Source organism: Vibrio sp. S/42/10 (assembly GCF_029890535.1).
GTDB lineage: Bacteria > Pseudomonadota > Gammaproteobacteria > Enterobacterales > Vibrionaceae > Vibrio > Vibrio cyclitrophicus.
On sequence record NZ_JAKMZC010000017.1, the window covers coordinates 1 to 20,450 of the forward strand.

At 42.9% G+C, this 20,450-nt stretch carries 15 protein-coding genes; 7 read left to right on the plus strand and 8 right to left on the minus strand.

All coding sequences use genetic code 11. The features are described from left to right. Positions 1–191: 191 nt before the first annotated feature. A complete protein-coding gene (locus tag L8S15_RS17095) occupies positions 192–2,582 on the plus strand; it encodes a GGDEF domain-containing phosphodiesterase (RefSeq protein WP_280574332.1) in 2,391 nt (796 codons plus the stop codon). Between the two features lie 353 nt (positions 2,583–2,935). Next, the gene (aroG, locus tag L8S15_RS17100) at positions 2,936–3,988 is read left to right on the plus strand and encodes a 3-deoxy-7-phosphoheptulonate synthase AroG (protein ID WP_016767690.1); all 1,053 of its coding nucleotides are present in this window, start codon (positions 2,936–2,938) and stop codon (positions 3,986–3,988) included. A 117-nt stretch (positions 3,989–4,105) separates the two neighbouring features. Here the strand turns inward: aroG and L8S15_RS17105 are convergent, their stop codons facing one another. The 3 genes from L8S15_RS17105 to L8S15_RS17115 all read right to left on the minus strand — a co-directional run bounded on the left by L8S15_RS17105 (position 4,106) and on the right by L8S15_RS17115 (position 8,301). After that, positions 4,106–5,530 carry a phosphomannomutase CpsG gene (locus tag L8S15_RS17105; RefSeq protein ID WP_280574335.1) on the minus strand — a complete coding sequence of 475 codons (1,425 nt, stop codon included), beginning with the start codon at positions 5,528–5,530 and terminating at the stop codon, positions 4,106–4,108. 15 nt (positions 5,531–5,545) lie between these two features. Continuing rightward, complete coding sequence (locus tag L8S15_RS17110) at positions 5,546–7,093, minus strand: mannose-1-phosphate guanylyltransferase/mannose-6-phosphate isomerase (protein ID WP_280574337.1); 1,548 nt, start codon at positions 7,091–7,093, stop codon at positions 5,546–5,548. Positions 7,094–7,167: 74 nt separating this feature from the next. Then, positions 7,168–8,301: a mechanosensitive ion channel family protein gene (locus L8S15_RS17115; RefSeq protein ID WP_280574339.1), complete on the minus strand. Its 1,134-nt coding sequence runs from the start codon at positions 8,299–8,301 to the stop codon at positions 7,168–7,170. Positions 8,302–8,485: 184 nt separating this feature from the next. Between L8S15_RS17115 and L8S15_RS17120 the strand changes: the two genes are divergently transcribed. After that, positions 8,486–9,145 carry a TrkA family potassium uptake protein gene (locus L8S15_RS17120; RefSeq protein WP_010428726.1) on the plus strand — a complete coding sequence of 220 codons (660 nt, stop codon included), beginning with the start codon at positions 8,486–8,488 and terminating at the stop codon, positions 9,143–9,145. 9 nt (positions 9,146–9,154) lie between these two features. Continuing rightward, a complete protein-coding gene (locus L8S15_RS17125; protein ID WP_010428729.1) occupies positions 9,155–10,522 on the plus strand; it encodes a TrkH family potassium uptake protein in 1,368 nt (455 codons plus the stop codon). A gap of 82 nt (positions 10,523–10,604) precedes the next feature. Here the strand turns inward: L8S15_RS17125 and msrB are convergent, their stop codons facing one another. Further along, entirely contained in the window at positions 10,605–11,747 is a 1,143-nt protein-coding gene (gene msrB, locus L8S15_RS17130) for a peptide-methionine (R)-S-oxide reductase MsrB (RefSeq protein ID WP_280574343.1), read from the minus strand. Positions 11,748–11,943: 196 nt separating this feature from the next. Here msrB and L8S15_RS17135 point away from each other — a divergent pair, with 196 nt between their 5' ends. Next, a complete protein-coding gene (locus L8S15_RS17135; protein WP_102265229.1) occupies positions 11,944–12,342 on the plus strand; it encodes an OsmC family protein in 399 nt (132 codons plus the stop codon). A 131-nt stretch (positions 12,343–12,473) separates the two neighbouring features. Here the strand turns inward: L8S15_RS17135 and L8S15_RS17140 are convergent, their stop codons facing one another. The 4 genes from L8S15_RS17140 to phnW all read right to left on the minus strand — a co-directional run bounded on the left by L8S15_RS17140 (position 12,474) and on the right by phnW (position 17,344). Continuing rightward, on the minus strand, positions 12,474–13,544 hold the full coding sequence (locus L8S15_RS17140) for an OmpA family protein (protein ID WP_016793610.1): 1,071 nt from the start codon (positions 13,542–13,544) through the stop codon (positions 12,474–12,476). A 329-nt stretch (positions 13,545–13,873) separates the two neighbouring features. After that, complete coding sequence (phnX, locus tag L8S15_RS17145) at positions 13,874–14,692, minus strand: phosphonoacetaldehyde hydrolase (RefSeq protein ID WP_016769144.1); 819 nt, start codon at positions 14,690–14,692, stop codon at positions 13,874–13,876. Between the two features lie 127 nt (positions 14,693–14,819). Further along, the gene (locus tag L8S15_RS17150) at positions 14,820–16,241 is read right to left on the minus strand and encodes an aspartate aminotransferase family protein (protein ID WP_280574348.1); all 1,422 of its coding nucleotides are present in this window, start codon (positions 16,239–16,241) and stop codon (positions 14,820–14,822) included. Next, entirely contained in the window at positions 16,241–17,344 is a 1,104-nt protein-coding gene (gene phnW, locus L8S15_RS17155; RefSeq protein WP_010428755.1) for a 2-aminoethylphosphonate--pyruvate transaminase, read from the minus strand. The genes L8S15_RS17150 and phnW overlap by 1 nt, the downstream gene beginning before the upstream one ends. A 400-nt stretch (positions 17,345–17,744) precedes the next feature. On the opposite strand from phnW, the gene L8S15_RS17160 reads away from it, so the two are divergent. Beyond that, positions 17,745–18,755: a putative 2-aminoethylphosphonate ABC transporter substrate-binding protein gene (locus L8S15_RS17160; RefSeq protein WP_032546573.1), complete on the plus strand. Its 1,011-nt coding sequence runs from the start codon at positions 17,745–17,747 to the stop codon at positions 18,753–18,755. Between the two features lie 120 nt (positions 18,756–18,875). After that, complete coding sequence (locus tag L8S15_RS17165; RefSeq protein ID WP_280574353.1) at positions 18,876–20,297, plus strand: FAD-dependent oxidoreductase; 1,422 nt, start codon at positions 18,876–18,878, stop codon at positions 20,295–20,297. Positions 20,298–20,450 lie beyond the last annotated feature (153 nt).

Sequence of the window (20,450 nt, forward strand, 5' to 3'; positions counted from 1 at the left end):
CATCAGAACATTTTTCTTTGTACGTTTCTATCACAAAACAATCCTCGATATGCTACCCACATATCAAAGATAGATTTGTCATAAAAATACATCAAGGATTTCTGTCATTATTTTTTTCTAAGGGTAAGAAGCTTCAGATCTGAGAAGTCAAATACTCACTGTTATTCATAACCAAAAATAAAAGACAGAAAATGAAACTGTCGCTAAAGATCAATTATATTTTGCTTCCCGTTATGGTGGTTATCTTCTCCATCGCCGGTGTGTTTTCGTATACCAGTCAAAAAATGCATCTGAATTCGTCGCTATCTGAAAGATTACATAACGAGCTTGGTTATATCTCTCATGACCTTAATGAAGCGTTTAGAGAGTTAGATTTCGCAATTAGAATGAGTCTAGAGAGCTACTATATTCAAAAGTATCTTTTTGAAATATATGATGACACCACTCAGTATTACATGGAGAAAGAGTTAGCGAGGTATATTAATCAGTTGAAGCTCAACCACGGTGCGATCGAAAGCTTTGCTCTGGTGGATATTAATGGCGAAGAGCTTATATACTTTAATACGTCAGATCCATTTAAAAAATACTCTGCTGATACGGTTGTGACGGACCACCTTGCTACGATTAAACAAGCATTAGATTTGAAAGGTGTTGCTCGCGTTAACGCCTCTACTTACAAACTAGACGACGGAGTTGAAGGCCCTGAGTTTTTTATCATAAAGACATTTACACCCGAACAAAGTTTTACTATCCCAACTTTTTCTAAAGGCCAGACGTTACTAACAGCAGTGATTCGCGCTAAAGCGGGACACTATGACGAATTCCAAGAGTCGGTAAAAAGTAAGGTTGGTCCATATGCCCAGCTAATACTTAAACCTAATTCTACCTCGCATTCGCTGACGAACGCAGAACAGATAAAAGAGATTACCCAACCAGACTATGAATTTGGTTTTCAATTAGTGCATGACTTATGGTCTATTAAAATTTTTCTCCCCCAAGAACAACTCAATGAGTGGTATAAACCCTTTCAGCTTCTTTATGCCGTTATTGTATTGTTAGTCACTGTGGTTACTTTCTTAATACTAAAATGGCTTATCGTAAAACAGGTTATTAAGCCAGTAGAGAGGCTTAGTGAGCAAGTAGAGTCCGTAAATTATGATGATTTGGTCTACATAGAACGTTCTAAAAGTAACGACGAAGTCTCCATCCTTACCAATAAGTTTATTAACTTGATCACTGAGCTCGATGGATTAGCAAAAAAAGATTCTCTGACGGGCTTACCAAATAGAAAAAAATTCAATCTAGATATCACACGCATAATGAATAACTGCACTAAAACGGATAAAAAGGGCGCGGTTATTTACTTTGATATCGATAACTTTAAACACGTGAATGACAAATATGGGCATCATATAGGGGACCACTTACTCGTCGTGTTTGCAGAGCGCCTCGTCGAGAGCTTTGTTGATTTTGAGTGGGAAACACTAACTATATCTGATGTTGAGTTTGCGAGGTTATCAGGTGATGAGTTTGCCATCATCGTGGGAGGGTTGGACGACTTAAATATACTTACTGAGTTTGCTGATCGAATTCTATCTCTCTTTGAGAGCGGCTTCGAAGTGGATGGGATTCAATTTGATGTTGGTGTTAGTGTGGGTATTTCGGTATACCCTGATGATGCTAAAACGGTCACCAAATTGGTCAACAATGCAGATTCAGCGATGTATAGTTGCAAAAAGATTGCGGGAAAAAATCATTATCAATTCTATTCAAAGGAGATGGATAGGGAGATAAAGCGTCATGCTCAAATCAATGAAGATCTGAAAGAGGCGATTAGAACTAATCAGATGTATCTAACCTATATGCCTGTTTATGATATAGAAAAGGGCAAGATAAAAGGTGCTGAAGTTTTAATACGAACGAACTACGAGGCTTTACGGTCATATGGGCCAGCCGATTTTATACCAATAGCAGAATCGTCAGGCTTAATTAAACATATTGATTATTGGGTTTTAGAGAATGCTCTGCAGAGGCTATCAGTTTGGATACAAGACCTGGACTTCGATGGTACGTTAGCGATTAACTTCTCATCTTGGCAGCTTTCTAATTCCGACTTTGTCAATGTACTTTCTGGAATGCTAATGCGCTATGAAATTCCAGCCCACATGGTCGAAATGGAAATCACTGAAACCTGCTTTATACCTGGAGATAAACAGAACATCGAGAGGCTTAAGGAATTGAAAGAGCTAGGAGTAAAGGTTTCTCTCGACGATTTTGGTACTGGCTATACGGCCTTTAGTCAATTGATAAGTTACCCTATCGATACGCTTAAGATCGACCGTATGTTTGTTAACGCTATTGATTCTGAATCAACAGATAAACAGCTCATCGAAGTGATCATAGAAATGGCCAAAATTTATGATCTCAATATCATTGCAGAAGGCATAGAAACAGCAAGTCAGCTGGATTACGTTCGAAGCAAAGGGTGTCAGGCAGTACAAGGATTTTTACTATCCAAACCTTTAAGAGAAAATGATTTTATCGATGCGTGGAAAAGAGGGTCTTTGCCTGAGTACAGTTAGAGATCCGACACTATAAAATCATACTGGTTTTGAGTTTTGGAATGATACATCGCTTTTCCTGCTTTCTCGGTGACGTTAGGCTGCTCCTTATCAAGCGATGCAGGTCTATTACATACATGCAGAATAGATGCTCTTCCTTCCCTATAAATTACGCAATCGATAGCGTGTAAATAATGTTGTACAGGGTGTTTTAAATATAAAACACAAAAAAAATTGCGTTTATTTTCAATTAGTGATTGAAACTAGAGTTTTTACTAGTTAAGTTACAGGGAACAAGAAGATTAGTGCTGATAGAAAGTTACGTGAGACAACGTACATTCAGCTCAAGGATAGAAAAAAGGAAGAAGTAAGCAATGTTCCAGACTGATGATGTAAGAATTAACAAAGTAAAAGAGTTATTACCACCTGTTGCTGTTTTAGAAAAGTTTCCAGCGACAGAAATTGCTTCTTCTACAACCTTTGAAAGCCGTAAAGCGATTCACAATATTTTAGAAGACAGCGATGATCGCTTACTTGTTATCGTAGGCCCATGTTCTATTCATGACACAGAAGCGGCACTTGAATACGGTAAACGTTTGAAAGTACTGCGTGATGAACTAGGCGATAAGCTTGAAATCGTAATGCGTGTTTACTTTGAAAAACCACGTACAACTGTTGGTTGGAAAGGGCTAATTAATGACCCGTACATGGATGATACATTCAAACTAAACGATGGTCTTCGTTTAGGGCGTAAACTACTGCTTGATCTAACCGATCTTGGCATGCCAACGGCAAGTGAATTCCTAGATATGATTACGCCTCAATATGTGGCTGATCTAATTAGCTGGGGCGCAATTGGCGCACGTACGACTGAATCTCAAGTTCACCGTGAACTAGCTTCTGGTCTGTCTTGTCCAGTTGGTTTTAAGAATGGTACTGATGGCAACATCAAGATCGCAACAGATGCGATTCGTTCGGCAGGTGCTTCTCACCACTTTTTATCAGTGACTAAGTATGGTCATTCAGCTATCGTTGAAACGGCAGGTAACCCTGATTGTCATATCATTCTGCGTGGCGGTAAAGAGCCAAACTACAGTGCTGAGCATGTAGGTAAGATCAAAGCGGAACTGGCGGCGTCTGGTCTACCACAAAAAGTAATGATTGATTTTAGCCACGCAAACAGCTCTAAGCAGTTCAAACGTCAAATGAACGTATCTGACGATGTAAGTGCACAGGTTGCTGGCGGAGACAAAGCAATTTTCGGTGTGATGATTGAGTCTCACCTAGTTGAAGGTCGTCAAGATTTGGTTGATGGCAAGGCGGCAACATACGGTCAGTCTATTACCGATGCTTGTATTGGCTGGGAAGATACTGAAACAGTACTTCGTCAACTAGCAGACGCTGTTGAAGCGCGTCGTAATAAATAGAATAGCCACCGAAAGGTAGCTTAGACATAAAAAGCCCTCATTAGCGAAAACTAATGAGGGCTTTTTATGTGGGTTACACCGCTTAGGTTAGGCTATAGGTTTGGGGGTTAAGCTCGTTTATACGAGAAAAGACAGTAGCTCTTTTACTTTGTCTGATAATAAAGTTGGATTTTGCTTGGTCTCTACATTGAGACGTATTAATGGCTCTGTATTCGATTGTCTTAAATTGAAGCGCCACGATCCCATATCCATACTAAGACCATCGACGTAATCGATCGAAACGGCGCAGTCTTGGTAGTATGCTAATACCGAAGCTATGACTAGATCTGGGTTGGATACTTTTCGATTTATCTCCCCAGATGACGGGAATTTACTAATACTGACACTAGTCAATTGATAAAGGGACTGTTGAGTTTTCGAGACCAGTTCGATAACTAATAGCCAAGGTATCATTCCTGAATCACAGTAACCAAAATCACGGAAATAATGGTGAGCACTCATTTCTCCGCCATAAATAGCGTGGGTTTGCCGCATTTTTTCTTTTATCAGTGCGTGTCCAGCTTTAACTGCAATAGCGTTTCCATCAAGTTGCTTGGCGACTTCAATCGTGTTCCATGTCATACGCATGTCGTGCAATACGGTTGCGTTACGCTCCTTCATTAAGAATGCTTCAGCTAACAAACCAACAATATAATAACCCTCAATGTAATTGCCTTTTTCGTCAAAGAAAAAACAACGGTCGAAATCGCCATCCCACGCAATTCCTAGATCTGCGGAATGTTCTAAGACTGCATTTCGAGTCGCTGTTTGATTTTCTTTAATCAATGGGTTGGGAATGCCATTTGGGAATTTTCCATCAGGTGTATGTTGAACCTTGATAAAAGTAATAGGGGTATCGAGTGCAGTAAAGCGGTCTTCTAAAGCATCTATTATATGCCCGGCAACGCCGTTTCCTGCGTTCACCACAATTTTCATTGGTAACAGTTTAGAAGGAGCTATATATGAAAGCAGGTGGTCGATATAAGGTTGTAAAGTAGATAGATGTTCAGCATCGGCGTGCTGAGCCACGGTTGGGTTATCGCAAAGGTTAACTAGCTTAGACTCGAGATTGAGAATTCGCTGCTTTATCTCATTCAAACCGCTATGTTTACTGAGCGGACTGGCACCTACGCCTACCAATTTCATTCCGTTGTAATTGATTGGGTTATGGCTGGCTGTGATTTGTATTCCGCCAATCGCTTTTAGGTGACGAGTCGCAAAGTAGACTTCTTCAGTGCCAGTCATACCTAGGTCTATGACGGCTATCCCAGACTCGATTAAGCCTTTGGTCATGGCTTCTTGTAATGAAGGGGACGTTTCTCGGTTATCACGACCAATCACCACTTGAGCTAAGCCATCGAATGATGTCTCAGGTGTCGTGGATAGGGTGTATTCGCCAAATGCCTTGCCGAGCAAATAGGCGAACGGCTCACTGATTTGAGATCCGATGATGCCACGAATATCGTTGTTCTTAAAGCAACTGAGATCTAATGTTGGTTTCATTATGCAGTCGTCACTTTATTCCGTGGTGCTTTTAGATTGATGGTCGTCTAAAACTTCTCGTCCATAGCTGTCTTGATATCGGATGATATCGTCTTCACTCAAGTGACTCCCTGTTTGTACTTCAATCATCTCGAGTGGGAGCCTCCCTGGATTATCTAGGCTGTGAATATGACCTAAAGGGATGTAAGTGGAGTGATCTTCTTCGATTAAATACGTTTTGTCGCTATTGGTTACTTTTGCAGTACCTGCCACCACCACCCAATGCTCAGCTCTGTGATGATGCCTTTGTAGCGAAAGCTTATGGCCAGGCTTCACGGTAATACGCTTCACTTTGTCGCGCTTTCCTAAATCAACAACATCGTATTTCCCCCAAGGCCTAAATACCTCTCGGTGTTGAAGATGCTCTGTTCGACCAGCTTGGTGGAGTTGGTTTACTATCGATCTAACACCCTGGACTTTGTTCTTATCAGCAACCAGTATGGCGTCTTTGGTTTCTACAATGATAAGGTTATCAACCCCCACAGTCGCCACCAGTTTATTCTCAGAATGAATGTAGTTGTACTGAGAGTCGACGGTTAACACATCACCTTCAATGACGTTGTTATGTTCATCTTTATCGCTTACGTCCCAAATAGCAGACCATGAGCCGATATCATTCCAACCGACGTCCATTGGGATCACTGCAGCGTGTGAAGTTTTTTCCATCACCGCATAATCGATGGAATCGCTTGGGCTATGTTTGAATGCTTCGGCATCGATACGAATAAAGTCGAGGTCGGTATTTTGCTTTGCAAGAGCGAGCTTGCAGGCTGTTAAAATTCTTGGGTGATGTTCGGCTAGTTCTTCAAGATAGCGTGACGCCTTGAACATAAACATGCCGCTGTTCCACAAGTATTGCTCAGAGCTAACGTAACTTTCTGCTGTTGATTTATCTGGTTTTTCAATAAAGCACTCAATGGTATAAGCATGATGGACGGGTTGTTCTGTAGTTTTGTTGTCTGTCGCTGTAGTGCTGTTGTTTGCCTGGTTAATAGAGGAAATAGGAAGACCCTGCTTGATATAACCATAACCTGTCTCAGGGGAGCTCGGAGTAATGCCGAATGTGACCAGTTTGCCTTGTTCGGCATACTCGACACCACGACTCACGGCTTGTTGAAACTCCAATGTTTTAACGATGTGATGATCGGCAGCCAATACTAACAAGATCGGGTCAGAATCATTTGTTTTGTTATCTGTCGAATTACCTAAAGCTTGTAAGGCTGCTAATGCGATCGCGGGAGCCGTGTTTCTTCCAACGGGTTCCAACAGAATACCACTGTGTTGAAGCTCTGCCGATCGTACTTGTTCGGCAGCGATAAAACGATGTTCTTCATTGCAGATGATGAAAGGGGCACAACAATTAGTATCAACAACAAATTTTTCTAGACCACGTAAGCGTTGCAGTGTTTGTTGCAACATTGAATGCTCACCAGCAATACTTAGAAATTGCTTAGGGTAGAGTTCGCGAGATAATGGCCAGAGGCGACTACCAGAGCCGCCAGCTAAGATGACAGGTAAAATCATAAAGTGGTAATGAGTTATATAGGACTACTACCACCATGTTATCACGCCTTACACATCTTTTTTATCGACCTTGGCTATCTATGAGTCTCAGGGTGTGAATTACTAAGATCTTGAGAGCGACTAATGTCTTGAGAGCGATCAATGTCTTGAGAGTCAATCTTAAGTGTCTGAGTTGGGAATGCAATATCGGCATCGTGCTTATGAATAATATCTAATACCTGTAACAGCACATCCTGTTTAACTTTGTGGTACCTCACCCAGTTGACGGTTTTTGTAAAAGTGTAAATAAAGAAGTTTAGCGTTGATGGCCCAAATTTATCAAAGTTGACGATGAGTGTTTGCTTGGCATCGATATCTTTGTGGTTTTCAAGCATGGTTTTTACGTCATCAACAATGAGGGCGAGTTTGTCTGCATCTTGATAACGAAGTCCAAAGGTCTCATTGATTCTGCGGTTTAGCATTCTCGATGGGTTCTCTACTACAATACTGCTGAATACTGAGTTTGGAACATAAAGAGGACGCTTATCAAAAGTGCGAATTATCGTCATACGCCAGCCAATGCGTTCTACGGTTCCTTCAATTTGACGGTCGGGAGAGCGTATCCAATCGCCGACTTTAAACGGTCGGTCGAAGTAAATCATCATGCCGCCAAAGAAGTTAGATAGTAGATCTTTCGCAGCCAGACCGACAATTAAACCACCGACACCACCAAAGGTGAGTAAACCAGATAGGCTGAGCCCAAACGCCTGCATGATAGTTAGGCCACCCATCACCATGAAGAACAGCCGAGCGACCTTCGCGATAGCTTGAACTGTGGTTTCATCTCTGTTTTTTTGCTCTAAAACATACGCTTCAGAGTTGCTGATCATCCGTAATGTAAACCATACAAATGTACATATAATCAATATATGCTTAAGTGTTTTTAACCAGTTGATCTCATTACCAAATTGATCTTGAAGGACTAAGCCGATAGAGACAGTTGCAGGCCAACACCAAAGTAACGTGCTGACAGGTGCTTTTAGTGCTTCAAGTAATAGATCATCCCAATGAAATTGGGTCTTCTGAACCAGTAGTTCTAGACGGTTATGGATAAGTCGCCAAGCTACCCAAGCGAAAAAACTCGCAATGGTGATAAATAGAACACTATTTGCCCAATCACTATGGCTCTGGTTGATGTAGGTTTGAACTTGGGTTACGAATTCATTCATTGTGTGTACTGCCGCAGAAATTATGGGTTAGAAATTAGCAGAAATCACTTTTGTTCTCTACCTTTATAAATCAAGCGATTAGCTGACATTTTTATTTATCTATGCATATATAGTCGTTTTTCGGTATGAAGACAATTTAGTCATCGGTTTTCGACGTTAAGTAGCTTTTTAAATGGAGCGGTGAATGAGTGACAAACAATTTGCAGTTATTGGATTAGGGCGCTTTGGTCTGTCTGTGTGTAAGGAGCTTCAAGATTCAGGAGCTCAAGTTCTTGCTGTTGATATTGATGAAGAGAAAGTGAAAGAAGCGGCCGCTTTTGTGTCGCAGGGGATTGTTGCTAACTGTGCCAATGAAGAGACTGTGGTTGAGCTTAGATTGGACGACTATGACATGGTCATGGTCTCTATCGGGGCGGATGTTAACTCTAGTATTCTAGCGACACTGGTCGTCAAAGAAGCTGGGGCTAAAACGGTTTGGGTTAAGGCCAATGATAAGTTTCACGGCAAGATTCTCTCTAAGATTGGTGCCGATCATATCATTATGCCAGAGCGAGATATGGGAATACGTGTTGCCCGAAAAATGTTAGACAAACGCGTGCTTGAGTTTATCGACCTGGGCAGTGGACTAGCGATGACAGAAATCGTAATCGGTCATAAATTCTTAGGCAAACGACTTTGCGATTTAAGTCTGTGTAAAGAAACTGATGTACAAGTCTTGGGCTTTAAGCGTGGCCCGAACTTAACCAAAGCGCCATCGTTAGACATCAGTTTGGAAATTGGTGATGTGGTCATTATTGCGGGACCTAAGACGCTGTTGGCTCATAAACTCAAAAACTTATCGTAAGGTGAGTCTATGAATTCGTTAAATCGAAGAGGGCTGTTTTACGCTTTAGAGCAAGATGAAAAGCGCAAGAAAGGTTCTGAACCTAAGGTTATCCTGACGAGCTTTCTCGCGGTGCTTATTCCTTCGGCGATACTACTTACGTTACCTGTTTTCTCTGTGACAGGGCTCAGCTTTACAGATGCACTGTTTACAGCGACGTCAGCGATCAGTGTGACAGGTTTAGGTGTGGTTGATACTGGTGAGCATTTCACTCTATCTGGAAAGATCTTGTTGATGTTTTTGATGCAAGTTGGTGGGTTGGGGCAGATGACGCTGTCTGCGGTATTGCTCTACATGTTTGGTGTTCGGCTAAGTTTGAAACAACAAGCGTTAGCGAAAGAAGCGCTTGGGCAAGATCGTAAGATAAACCTTCGGAAATTGGTGAAGAAGATCATCATTTTTGCATTGGTTGCAGAGTTTATTGGTTTTGTGTTGCTCTGTTTTCGTTGGATTCCTGAAATGGGCTGGACAACGGGAAGTTTTTACGCACTTTTCCATGCGATATCCGCATTCAATAACGCTGGTTTTGCTCTGTTTTCAGACAGTATGATGAGCTTTGTTGACGATCCATTGGTGATCTTCACTCTGGCTGGTCTATTTATTTTTGGTGGTTTAGGTTTTACGGTCGTTGGTGACTTATCTAGTAACTGGCGCAAGGGTTTCAAGCATTTACATTTGCATACCAAGATAATGCTAACGGCGACGCCTACCCTATTGTTAGTTGGTACTGTGTTGTTTTGGTTACTGGAGAGAAGTAACCCTGCAACGATGGAAGGTTTGTCTATCCAAGGTCAGTGGTTAGCGGCGTTTTTCCAGTCTGCGAGTGCACGTACTGCTGGGTTCAATAGTGTCGATTTGTCTCAGTACACTCAGCCCGCATTGTTGGTGATGATAGTACTGATGTTGATAGGTGCAGGCTCTACTTCAACAGGGGGTGGGATTAAGGTCTCGACCTTTGCTGTGGCATTTGTCGCGACGTGGACGTTCCTGCGTCAGAAAAAGCATGTAGTGATGTTCAAACGCACGGTAACTTGGCAAGTGGTAACAAAGTCTTTGGCCATTATTGTGGTCAGCGGAGCGCTATTAACGACCGCGATGTTTTTGTTAATGCTGACTGAAAAGGCGGCGTTTGATCGAGTGATGTTCGAAGTGATCTCTGCTTTTGCTACGGTTGGGTTGACGGCAGGGTTAACGGCTAATCTTTCTGAACCGGGAAAATACATTATGATTGTAGTGATGGTGATTGGACGGATTGGACCTTTGACTTTGGCCTACATGTTAGCTCGCCCAGAGCCTTCTTTGTTGAAATACCCAGAAGATACGGTGTTAACAGGTTAAGTTTGTGGGTTTTACGGTAACTAAAACAAAGCCAGCGATATGCTGGCTTTGATGTTTAATATCTAGCTTTATTTATTAGCTATTAGCCCTCGAATAGTTCTACATATTCTTCGTAGCCTTCGTCTGCCAGTTTGTCCGCTGGGATAAAGCGCATGGCGGCTGAGTTCATACAGTATCGTAGACCCGTTGGCTTTGGACCATCTTTAAATACATGTCCTAGGTGAGAATCACCAAACTTACTGCGAACCTCTGTTCTTGGGTAAAGCAGTTTGTAGTCAGTGGTGGTTACGACATATGCTTCACTGATTGGTTGAGTAAAGCTCGGCCAACCTGTACCAGACTTGTATTTGTCTTTTGAAGAGAATAGCGGCTCACCCGTTACAATATCGACATAAATACCTTCCTGCTTGTTATCCCAGTATTTGTTATCAAACGGACGCTCTGTTGCATCATCCTGTGTCACATCGTACTGCAGTGAGGTTAGCGTTGCTTTAATCTCTGCATCAGACGGCTTAACGTAGGTCTTAGTATTGGTTGTCGTATTTTTGCTGTCTATGAGCTGACGGATAGTTTTCGGGTTTTCTTTTCTATCTTCACCGAAGATCTTATCTAGATACTGATCACGACCCGATGCATAGCGGTAATAGTTGTAACGAACTTTGCTCTTCTTGTAATAATCTTGGTGATAATCTTCTGCTGGCCAAAATTTTTCAAATTTAATCAGTTCGGTTTTCAATGGCTCTCCAAAGATCTGAGCTTTGTCGATTTCCATCATGAAATTCTGAGCTACGTCTTTTTGCTCTTGGCTACGATAGAAAATAGCAGGTCGATATTGTGGACCTCTATCGACAAATGATCCTTTGTCATCAGTTGGGTCTATGTGTCTGAAGAATTGGTCAAGTACCTGCTCGTAGCTAACGACATCAGGATTATAAGTGACATTAATCACTTCGATGTGCCCTGACTTACCGGATGAGACTTGCTTGTAGGTTGGATTCTCTAATTCGCCACCAGAATATCCAGAGATAACGTCAGTTACGCCTGGTAGTTTTTCTAGATCAGATTCTGTACACCAAAAACAACCTCCGGCCAGTGTTGCTATTTCATTTTTTCCCGAATTGGCCGTTTTATCCATTGTATTGGCAGTGCCAGCTTGGCTCACAAATAGCGAAATCAGTGGCAGGGTAACCACGAGTGATACCAATATTTTAGATAATTTATTCATAAATACCTCATCTTGACGTTCTTTCATTCGATTTTGAATGTACGTATAGAGACAGGTTTTGGATGGAAAAAATTACATCATTTACAAAAAAATATGCCATAGAGAAAATCTTGCTCCTAAATGCCGCCAGTAGTAGGGTGTAGGCATTGATATAAAACACTAGATAATGATGACGTTTGTACATCTAAGGAACAACATGCAAGCAGAAGTTAAATGGATCGAAGACTTTAAATTCTTGGGTAAGTCTCAATCAGGGCACTCTGTGGTGATGGATGGAAGTGGCGGTGCTACGGCGCCAAGCCCTATGGAAATGGTATTAATGGCCGCAGGTGGTTGTAGCTCTGTTGATGTGGTTGATGGTTTGAAATCTGCAGGTCAGAACATCACAGGTTGTAACGCAAAACTAACAACGACACGTCGTGAAACCGCACCAAAAATCTTTACCGTAATTAATATTCATTTTGAAGTGTCTGGTGATAATCTTACTCCTGAGCTTGTCGCTAAGGTATGTGCAGATTCGTTAGAAAAGTACTGTTCAGTGTGCCTAATGCTGGGTGAGGGCGTAGAAATGACCCACAGTTGGGAAATCGTCTAGTCTTCTGATTGTACCGTTTTGGCGTGAGGCTGATTTTACAGCTTACGGTTTATGGACAAAGGCAGATAAAGAAAAGGGCAGAGCACTTTCGAGTACTCTGCCCTTATTATTGCAATTAAGGTAGAGTGCTATTACTCAGCAGCTTCTACGATAACTTCTTCTACTTGTACTTCTTGCTGGTATTCAAAAGCAGGGATAGTTGCGTCAACACGGCGGTTTTGAGCGCGGCCTTCTGCAGTATCGTTTGATGCAATAGGATTCTCTTCACCTTGGCCAGACGCTGAAATGCGGTCTGATTCAATGCCTTGCTCTTCGATGTATGCAGCTACAGCAGCAGCACGTTTCTTAGAGATCATCATGTTGTATTCTGCTGAACCTGTTGAATCGGTGTGACCAACAACATCAACTGATGATTGTGGGTGAGCTTTAAGTACTTCAACGATTGGCATTAGAGCAATTTTTCCGTCGGTAGACAGTTCAGTGCTGTTTGTTTCAAACATACCTTGAGAGAAGCTTTCAGTTTGCGCTTTAGTAACAACTACCGTTGTTTTCTCTTCCACAACAACTGCAGGCTCTGTGATTGGCTCAGATGGTGCTTGTGTTACAGCAACGGCAGAAGAAGCTGCTGCAGCCGCTGATGCCGTTGTGTTGCCTGTACCGAAATTGTAGCTAACACCAACAGACAGTAGGTTTGAGTTCAGATCTTGAACATAGTTGTCGTCGAAATCATCGAAGTATTGGTATTCAGCACGCACCGCCCAATTAGAAGACAGCTGCTTCTCTAGGCCGATACCAGCAGCGAAAACAACATCATCTTCACCACCGTGAGAAATGTAAGCAGGACCCGCTTTGAAGAATACGTCAAACTCTTGCTGTACCGGTAGGCGGTACATTGGAGTTAAGGAAATTGCGATCAAAGGATCGCTAAACGATGATGTAGTGCCATTCTTCGAAAAGCTAGTTTTGTAATCACCTAAGAAATCAGAACTCAACTCAATGCCAAGTCTTTCTGTGAAATTATAACCAGAGTAGATACCAGCACCAATTGCATCATCATCACATTTAGTACCGCTTACACACGCGCTGTCTAACCAGCCTAGGCCGACTTTTGCACCAACATAAGTGGTTGCAGCAATTGAAGGAGCAGCAGCTAAGCCTGAAGCGGCAACAACAGCACACATGATTTTTGACAGTCTTTTCATAATCTTATCCTTGGATTAACTATTATTGTTATCTGAACTTGCCAGTAAAACGATCACTTATTAGTTGATGACACTGCTTATAATAAGTAAATCAAGGCGTTGGTCCAGCTGGATCTATTTTTTACTTAGTACTTATATTGTTAATCTGATTGCGTATCGTAGTCAATGAAATTGTTAAAAATTATATATTTAAAGTGCTATTTACTGTTTTATTTGTCAATAGTATGTTGTCTCAAATGTTGGAAATGAAGAAACCTCGTGCCATTGTTCGGTTCTCGAGGTTTAATTTTTACTTTTTGTGTGTATTTACTGCTCGTGTTTTATAAATTTTATGGGCGTTCGCCGGCGAGTAAACGCTTCTCTATATCGGCAATTGCACCAGGTAAGTCTGTAATAGTATCAATCAGGTAGTGAGGGTTTGATTTGTTTAGCTTCACGCTCGCTTTTTCACGTGCCAATGCAAGTGTTGCTTCGTCTGCGTCTAAGTATTCTTGGTACGTCAATCCAGCCTCGTTACCTGATAGTACAAGGCCTACTGTCCACATACCTGCATTGTGACCTTCATCGATCCCCGGTGCAGCGTCGTCTACTTTCACACATGCAGCAACGCTAGTTACACCTAGATCAATGACGTTTTTAAGCGCCATGAATGGAGCCGGACGGCCACCTTGCGGTAAGTCATCCGTTGCTACTACATTGTCTGGTTGGTAACCGTAATCTGCAGCAGCAGGAATTAAAACATCCATCACTTCGCGCGGATAACCTGAGCAAGAACCGATTTTTACGTTCTTCTCCTTTAGGTTATTCACAACCTCTATTGCATTCAAGATTGGTTCGGCATGGTCGGCTACTTTTGCTTTCTGAAGAGGCATGAATGCCGCGTAGATCGCATCAACGTCTTCACTGGTCATCGAGCGTCCGAACTGAGCATTCCAACGAGCGTCAACAGCTGGAATTCGACCGACCGCTTGGATATGATCCCATTTGCCTATCCCCATAGGTTCACGCGCTTCTGCTAGGTCTATATCAAAGTCAAAACCTTGTCTGAATGCTTCAACGAAGATGCTTGTTGGAGCAAACGATCCAAAATCAACGATAGTGCCAGCCCAGTCAAAGATAACCGCTTGGATAGGTGATGTAGTGTTCATAATAATGTCCTATTGTGTGTCACTTCCCGCCTGTTTAAAATTCAAAGGTTCAGTCGGGAGGTTACGGGTTGCTTTAGGTTATTGGTTGCTTGAAATTATTGCTTCAAGACGTGCTTTAAAAGGTGATTCAAAGGTATTCAAAGTCTTTGCAGACTTTTGCTATCGCTTTTTCGAATACAGACATCGCGACTTCTAGTTCGCTGCGGCTGATGATCAATGGTGGGCTCAATTGAATCACGTTACCTTGTGACACCTTGAAGCTCAGACCATCGTTTAGACATTGGTAAAGTACTGCTTCCGCTTCATCGAACGCTCGGGTTTTGGTGATATGATCTGTGACCAATTCCACCCCCCAGAGCAGGCCGATGCCGCGAACGTCACCAATGACTGGGTACTTCTCTTTCATTTGAAGCAGCTGTTCACGTACGAATTCGCTGTCCGCTTGTACTTTTTCAAGTAGGTTTTCTTGTTCAATTACTTCCATGGTTGCGAGTGCTGCCGCGCAGCCAATAGGGCTTTTCTCATGGGTGTAATGACCCAGTGAGACTTGCGCTGCCGTGTTGTATTTATCTTTGGTGACCATGGCTGCAATTGGAACCAAGCCGCCGCCAAAACCTTTACCGATACAAAGAATGTCAGGTTCGATATCAAAAGCTTGGTGTGTAAACCATTCGCCACTGCGACCCATGCCGTTTGGAATGTCGTCGATGATCAACATGACGTTGTGTTTGTCACAGATCTCACGGATGCGTTTCCAATAAGCCTTACTTGGCACTTGAACATCGGTGTTACGAACAGCTTCTGCGATGAAGGCTCCAATACCGCCTTCTTTTTCAATCACATACTCAAGGTAATCGGCGTAGTGCACATCACATGCGGTCTCGTTCGCATCGCCTGAGTTTTGCCCGCGAAGCGAAAAAGCACCACGATAGGAAACCGCTGGTGGAATACGTTCTACGCCTGCCATTAACGGCCCCATACCTTCACGAAAACAGGCTTCACCACCCACTGAAATTGCATCGAGTGACGCGCCATGGAAGGAATCCCACAATGAAACGACTTTGAAGTTGTTGGTGACATGTCTAGCCAGTTTGAGTGCCATGCCTATAACCGAAGTACCACCTGGAGCAAACAACACGCGGTTCAATTCACCACCGCAGATCAGTGTCAGCTTTTCAGCGCATTGAACGGCTGTTTCATTGGTAAAGCGACGCGGTGAAAACGGCAATGACGCCATTTGCTGAGTCACTTTATTAATGATGTGTGGGTGGCCATAACCTAACTGATGAACGTTGTTACCGTGAAAGTCCATGTACTTCTTGCCAGTCGCATCTTGAATGTAGATGCCTTCAGCGGCTTCAAGTGTATCTAGACAAGGCGTTGACATCGCTTGATGAAGAAACACGTCAGAATCGCGCTTTAACATCGCTTGAGTCGCATCATCGTTTAGCGACTCATTCCACTTTTCACGCGCTGGCGTGGTGTTCACATCGCCTTCACTTCGAAAGTGTGTTGCCTTTAGAACAGGCTCTTGATTGGTCGTCGTCATTATTTGATGTCCCAGTAAATAGCGTTTTTCACTGCGCCAATGAGGGCTTCAATGTCTGACGGGTAAACTTCACCGATGTTACCGATGCGGAAGCAGTCTGCGTTTGAAACCTTGCCCGGATAAATCACAAAACCTTGTTCTTTCAAACGGTCATAGAATTCCTTGAATTGGTAATCGCTATGAGTTGGAGAGTAGAAAGAGGTGATGATTGGCGAATGAAGGTCATCATTTAGCAAAGGTTCAAAGCCAAGAGAACGCATGCCAGCAACCAATGTGGTTTGGTTGGTTTGGTAGCGATTGTGACGAGCTTCGATACCGCCTTCCTGTTCTAGTTCAAGCAGGGCTTGGTAGAAAGCACGTACCGTGTGAGTCGGAGAGGTGAAGCGCCATTTACCATGGTTGCTTTCCATGCAGTGCCATTGGTCAAACAAATCAAGGCTTAATGAGCGAGCTTGGCCTTTACACTTCTCCAGTTCTGACTGCTTGGCAATAACAAAGCCGAATCCAGGTACACCTTGAATACACTTGTTTGCTGAGCTGATCATGTAATCGATACCCAAGTCAGCAATATCCATAGGAATACCGCCAAAGCTCGACATCGCGTCAAGAATGACGGTTTTGTTGTGTTGTTTTGCCAATTTGGCAATCTCTTCAATTGGATTCAGCATGCCTGTGGTGGTCTCACAGTGCACAATCGCCACGTGAGTAATGTCTGAATCCATGGCCAATGCCGTTTCCATTTTGTTCAAGTCAGGCTGTGATGTTTCACCTGGGGAAACGACATGGCATGGAATGTTTAAATATTCTGCGATTTGAGCAATGCGAGCACCATACGCCCCGTTATCGACAACAAGAAGCTTACCGCTGTTAGAGATAACGCTACCGATTGTTGCTTCAACTGAAGCAGTGCCGCTGCCCTGCATTAATACACTTGTATATCCCGCCTGCTTAGTCGCCAAAGTCACAAGCTTGCTACGAATCACTTCAACAACGTCTTTGTTGTATTCATCATCCCAAGTACACCAGTCTTTTAGCATCGCTTGGCGAACGGTTTCAGAAGTAGATAGAGGACCCGGTGTCAGTAGTAGGTATTCGTTTCTCATGTTCAATTCTCGTGATTTGTATTTTGGACTATACCAGTATTTCTGGTTACTTTAACAACCAATTTAAGCAGTCGTAAATAGCCCAAACGTTATTTTAACAAAAGCTTAATATTCAAATTTGTCACTTGTGTTGAGAAATTTTCCGATCTTTAAATTGCCATTTTTTGTTCATTTAACCGTCATAAAAGTCGATTAGGTTAATACTCTCAATCTGGTACATACCAATGTAAAGGCGTGTACTAACAACCTAAATGAATTTATGGATATAGGCGCCTCTTAATGAGGCTTCTAATTTAAGAAACGTTAAACATTGGTTGCTTCCAAAACTAGGCAGCTTTAAACCTCGATAACTTTTAATTTTGGCAACTGCTCACTTTAGAGTTGAGCCTGACTGGAGAAAATGATGAAAAACCGTTTTATGAAAGGATCACTTGCAGCGTTAGTAACTCTACTCGCTGGTAATGCTTATGCAGCACAGGAAGTGACGGTTTACACTGCTTTTGAAACTGACATTTTAGCGAAATACAAAAACGCATTTGAAAGTGAAAACCCAGACATCAACATCAAATGGGTTCGTGATTCAACAGGGATCATGACGGCAAAATTATTGGCTGAGAAAAACAACCCTCGTGCAGAGGTAGTTTGGGGACTTGCAGGTTCTTCAATGGCTCTGCTTAAAGAAGAAGGCATTCTGAAACCGTACACACCTCAAGGTTTAGAAGCATTACGCGCTAACCTTAACGACCCACAGTCCACTCAAGCTTGGTATGGTAATGACGCATTCTTCAATGCAGTTTGCTTTAACGAAATAGTTGCTAAGCAATTGAACCTACCGGCACCTAAGTCTTGGGATGACCTAACTAAGCCTATCTACAAAGGCCACATTGCTATGCCAAACCCAGCCTCTTCTGGTACGGGTTACATGCAGGTTTCGGCTTGGCTACAAAACATGGGTGAAGACCAAGGTTGGAACTATATGAAGAAACTCGATCAAAACATCGCTCACTACACGCACTCTGGATCTAAGCCATGTGTTCAAGCGGGCATGGGGGAAGTTGCTATCGGTATTTCTATGGCGAGCCGTGGCGCTAAGCTGAAAACTCAAGGCGCTCCACTTTCAGTGATTACGCCTGAAGGTATCGGCTGGGAATCTGAAGCGGTAGGTCTTGTTAAGGCTTCTGATGCGGCGCAGCGCGTTGTTGATTGGTCTATCTCTAAAGCCGCAAACGAGCTTTACATCGAAATGTACCCAGTTGTTGGTCACCAAGATGTGACAGCAACAATTGAAAACTTCCCTAACGTCGAAAAGAACATGGCAAAAATGGACTTTGCACGCATGGGCAGCGAGCGTGCAGACGTATTGAAAACATGGTCTGAGAAGTTTGACGCTAAATCAGAGCCTAAATCTTAATCTGATGACCTATTCAGTTAATTAACTATTGAGTTCATTAGAAGTTAGAAATCAGTAAAGGAAGGCTTCGGTCTTCCTTTTTTAGTTTTACGCCTTTAGATTTTAAGTAAGGTACAACAAATGACAAAGCACTACTCATATTGGTTCAAGCAAGCGTTGGAACAAGAGTTTGGCAACATCAATGCGGGGTTAGATTCGGCTAAGCCACTTCAAAAAGACGTCAACTGTGATATCGCTATTGTTGGCGGTGGCTATACGGGTTTATGGACGGCGATTTTAATCAAACAACAGCAACCCGAAAAACATGTTGTGGTGATTGAAAAACGCCTATGTGGTAGCGGTGCTTCTGGAGCGAACGGCGGTTGCATGCTGACGTGGTCAACTAAGTATCCGACGCTGAAAAAGCTCTACGGAAAAGAACAAGCGAAATGGTTGGTTAAGGAATCGGAAAAGGTCATTTACGAGATTGAAGCCTTCTGTAACGAACACAAGATTGACGCGCATCTATATCGCAGCGGAACTTACTACACGGCGACCAATGAAGCTCAAAAGGGGGGAATGGAACCTGTTGTTAATGAGCTGGTTAAGCAGGGGATCAATAGCTGGAAGAAGTGCGATAATTCTTTGGCTGATAAAGCGGGATCTGATCGCCACATTGAGGGTTACTACTCAGAAGCTGCGGGCAGTATTCAACCAGCGTTATTGGCTAGAGGTTTACGCCGAGTCGCGCTCGAACTGGGTGTCGAAATTCACGAAAACACAGAGATGACATCACTCGATTATGGTTCCCCAGCTCGAATTCAAACCAAAGGCGGTTCCGTATTTGCGGATAAAGTGATTTTGGCACTCAATGCGTGGATGCTCGATCACTTTAAAGAGTTCAAACGCAGCATAGTGGTTGTCTCTTCCGATATGGTGGTGACTAAGCCTATCCCTGAAAAGCTCAAGCAGTTTGGCCCAGAGAAAGGAGCCGCAGTGGTGGATTCGCGTATCTTTGTCCACTACTACCGAGATACCCAGGACGGGCGAATCATGCTGGGTAAAGGTGGCAATAAGTTCTCGTTTGCAAATCAAGTTGAAAGCATGTTTAACCAAACGACTGATTACCTGCCGATTCTCAATCAATCATTCCAAAAGCTGTTCCCTAAACTGGAGCAAAGTGAATTCGATTACAACTGGTCAGGCGGCTCAGATCGTTCGGTCACCGGATTGCCATTTTTCGGTAATCTAAAAGGCCAAAGTAATATCTATTATGGGCTTGGTTACTCTGGCAATGGCGTTGCTCAAACCCGTATAGGCGGGAAGATTTTGTCAGCAGTGGTACTCGGAACCGATAATGCTTGGACGTGTTGTGGGTTAACCAAAGGACCGCTTGGGCATTTCCCACCTGAGCCATTCCGCTGGGTAGGTGCCATGATGGTGCGTGATGCTGTACGAAGAAAAGAGAACGCGGAAGATTCGGGTAACACGCCATTGTGGCTAGATAAACAGTTATCCAAACTCGCAGGTGCGGCGGGCAAAGCCGACAAGGTTGAATCATAGATTAATCTAGCGTTTAAATTAGAAGTTTGCATTGAGGCTCTCAGTGGTTTTTGGGCAAGTCACTGAGGGCTTTTAACGTTGAACGAACTGTTAATGCAGAACAAATAGCAATCTTTAATGCTTATTATATCTGCAATATAACTGTCATTTAGC

Coding starts and splice junctions, on each gene's coding strand:
- L8S15_RS17095 (WP_280574332.1), top strand. CDS start 192: ATGAAACTGTCGCTAAAGATCAATTATATTTTGCTTCCCGTTATGGTG.
- aroG (WP_016767690.1), top strand. CDS start 2,936: ATGTTCCAGACTGATGATGTAAGAATTAACAAAGTAAAAGAGTTATTA.
- L8S15_RS17105 (WP_280574335.1), bottom strand. CDS start 5,530: ATGAAACCAACATTAGATCTCAGTTGCTTTAAGAACAACGATATTCGT.
- L8S15_RS17110 (WP_280574337.1), bottom strand. CDS start 7,093: ATGATTTTACCTGTCATCTTAGCTGGCGGCTCTGGTAGTCGCCTCTGG.
- L8S15_RS17115 (WP_280574339.1), bottom strand. CDS start 8,301: ATGAATGAATTCGTAACCCAAGTTCAAACCTACATCAACCAGAGCCAT.
- L8S15_RS17120 (WP_010428726.1), top strand. CDS start 8,486: ATGAGTGACAAACAATTTGCAGTTATTGGATTAGGGCGCTTTGGTCTG.
- L8S15_RS17125 (WP_010428729.1), top strand. CDS start 9,155: ATGAATTCGTTAAATCGAAGAGGGCTGTTTTACGCTTTAGAGCAAGAT.
- msrB (WP_280574343.1), bottom strand. CDS start 11,747: ATGAATAAATTATCTAAAATATTGGTATCACTCGTGGTTACCCTGCCA.
- L8S15_RS17135 (WP_102265229.1), top strand. CDS start 11,944: ATGCAAGCAGAAGTTAAATGGATCGAAGACTTTAAATTCTTGGGTAAG.
- L8S15_RS17140 (WP_016793610.1), bottom strand. CDS start 13,544: ATGAAAAGACTGTCAAAAATCATGTGTGCTGTTGTTGCCGCTTCAGGC.
- phnX (WP_016769144.1), bottom strand. CDS start 14,692: ATGAACACTACATCACCTATCCAAGCGGTTATCTTTGACTGGGCTGGC.
- L8S15_RS17150 (WP_280574348.1), bottom strand. CDS start 16,241: ATGACGACGACCAATCAAGAGCCTGTTCTAAAGGCAACACACTTTCGA.
- phnW (WP_010428755.1), bottom strand. CDS start 17,344: ATGAGAAACGAATACCTACTACTGACACCGGGTCCTCTATCTACTTCT.
- L8S15_RS17160 (WP_032546573.1), top strand. CDS start 17,745: ATGATGAAAAACCGTTTTATGAAAGGATCACTTGCAGCGTTAGTAACT.
- L8S15_RS17165 (WP_280574353.1), top strand. CDS start 18,876: ATGACAAAGCACTACTCATATTGGTTCAAGCAAGCGTTGGAACAAGAG.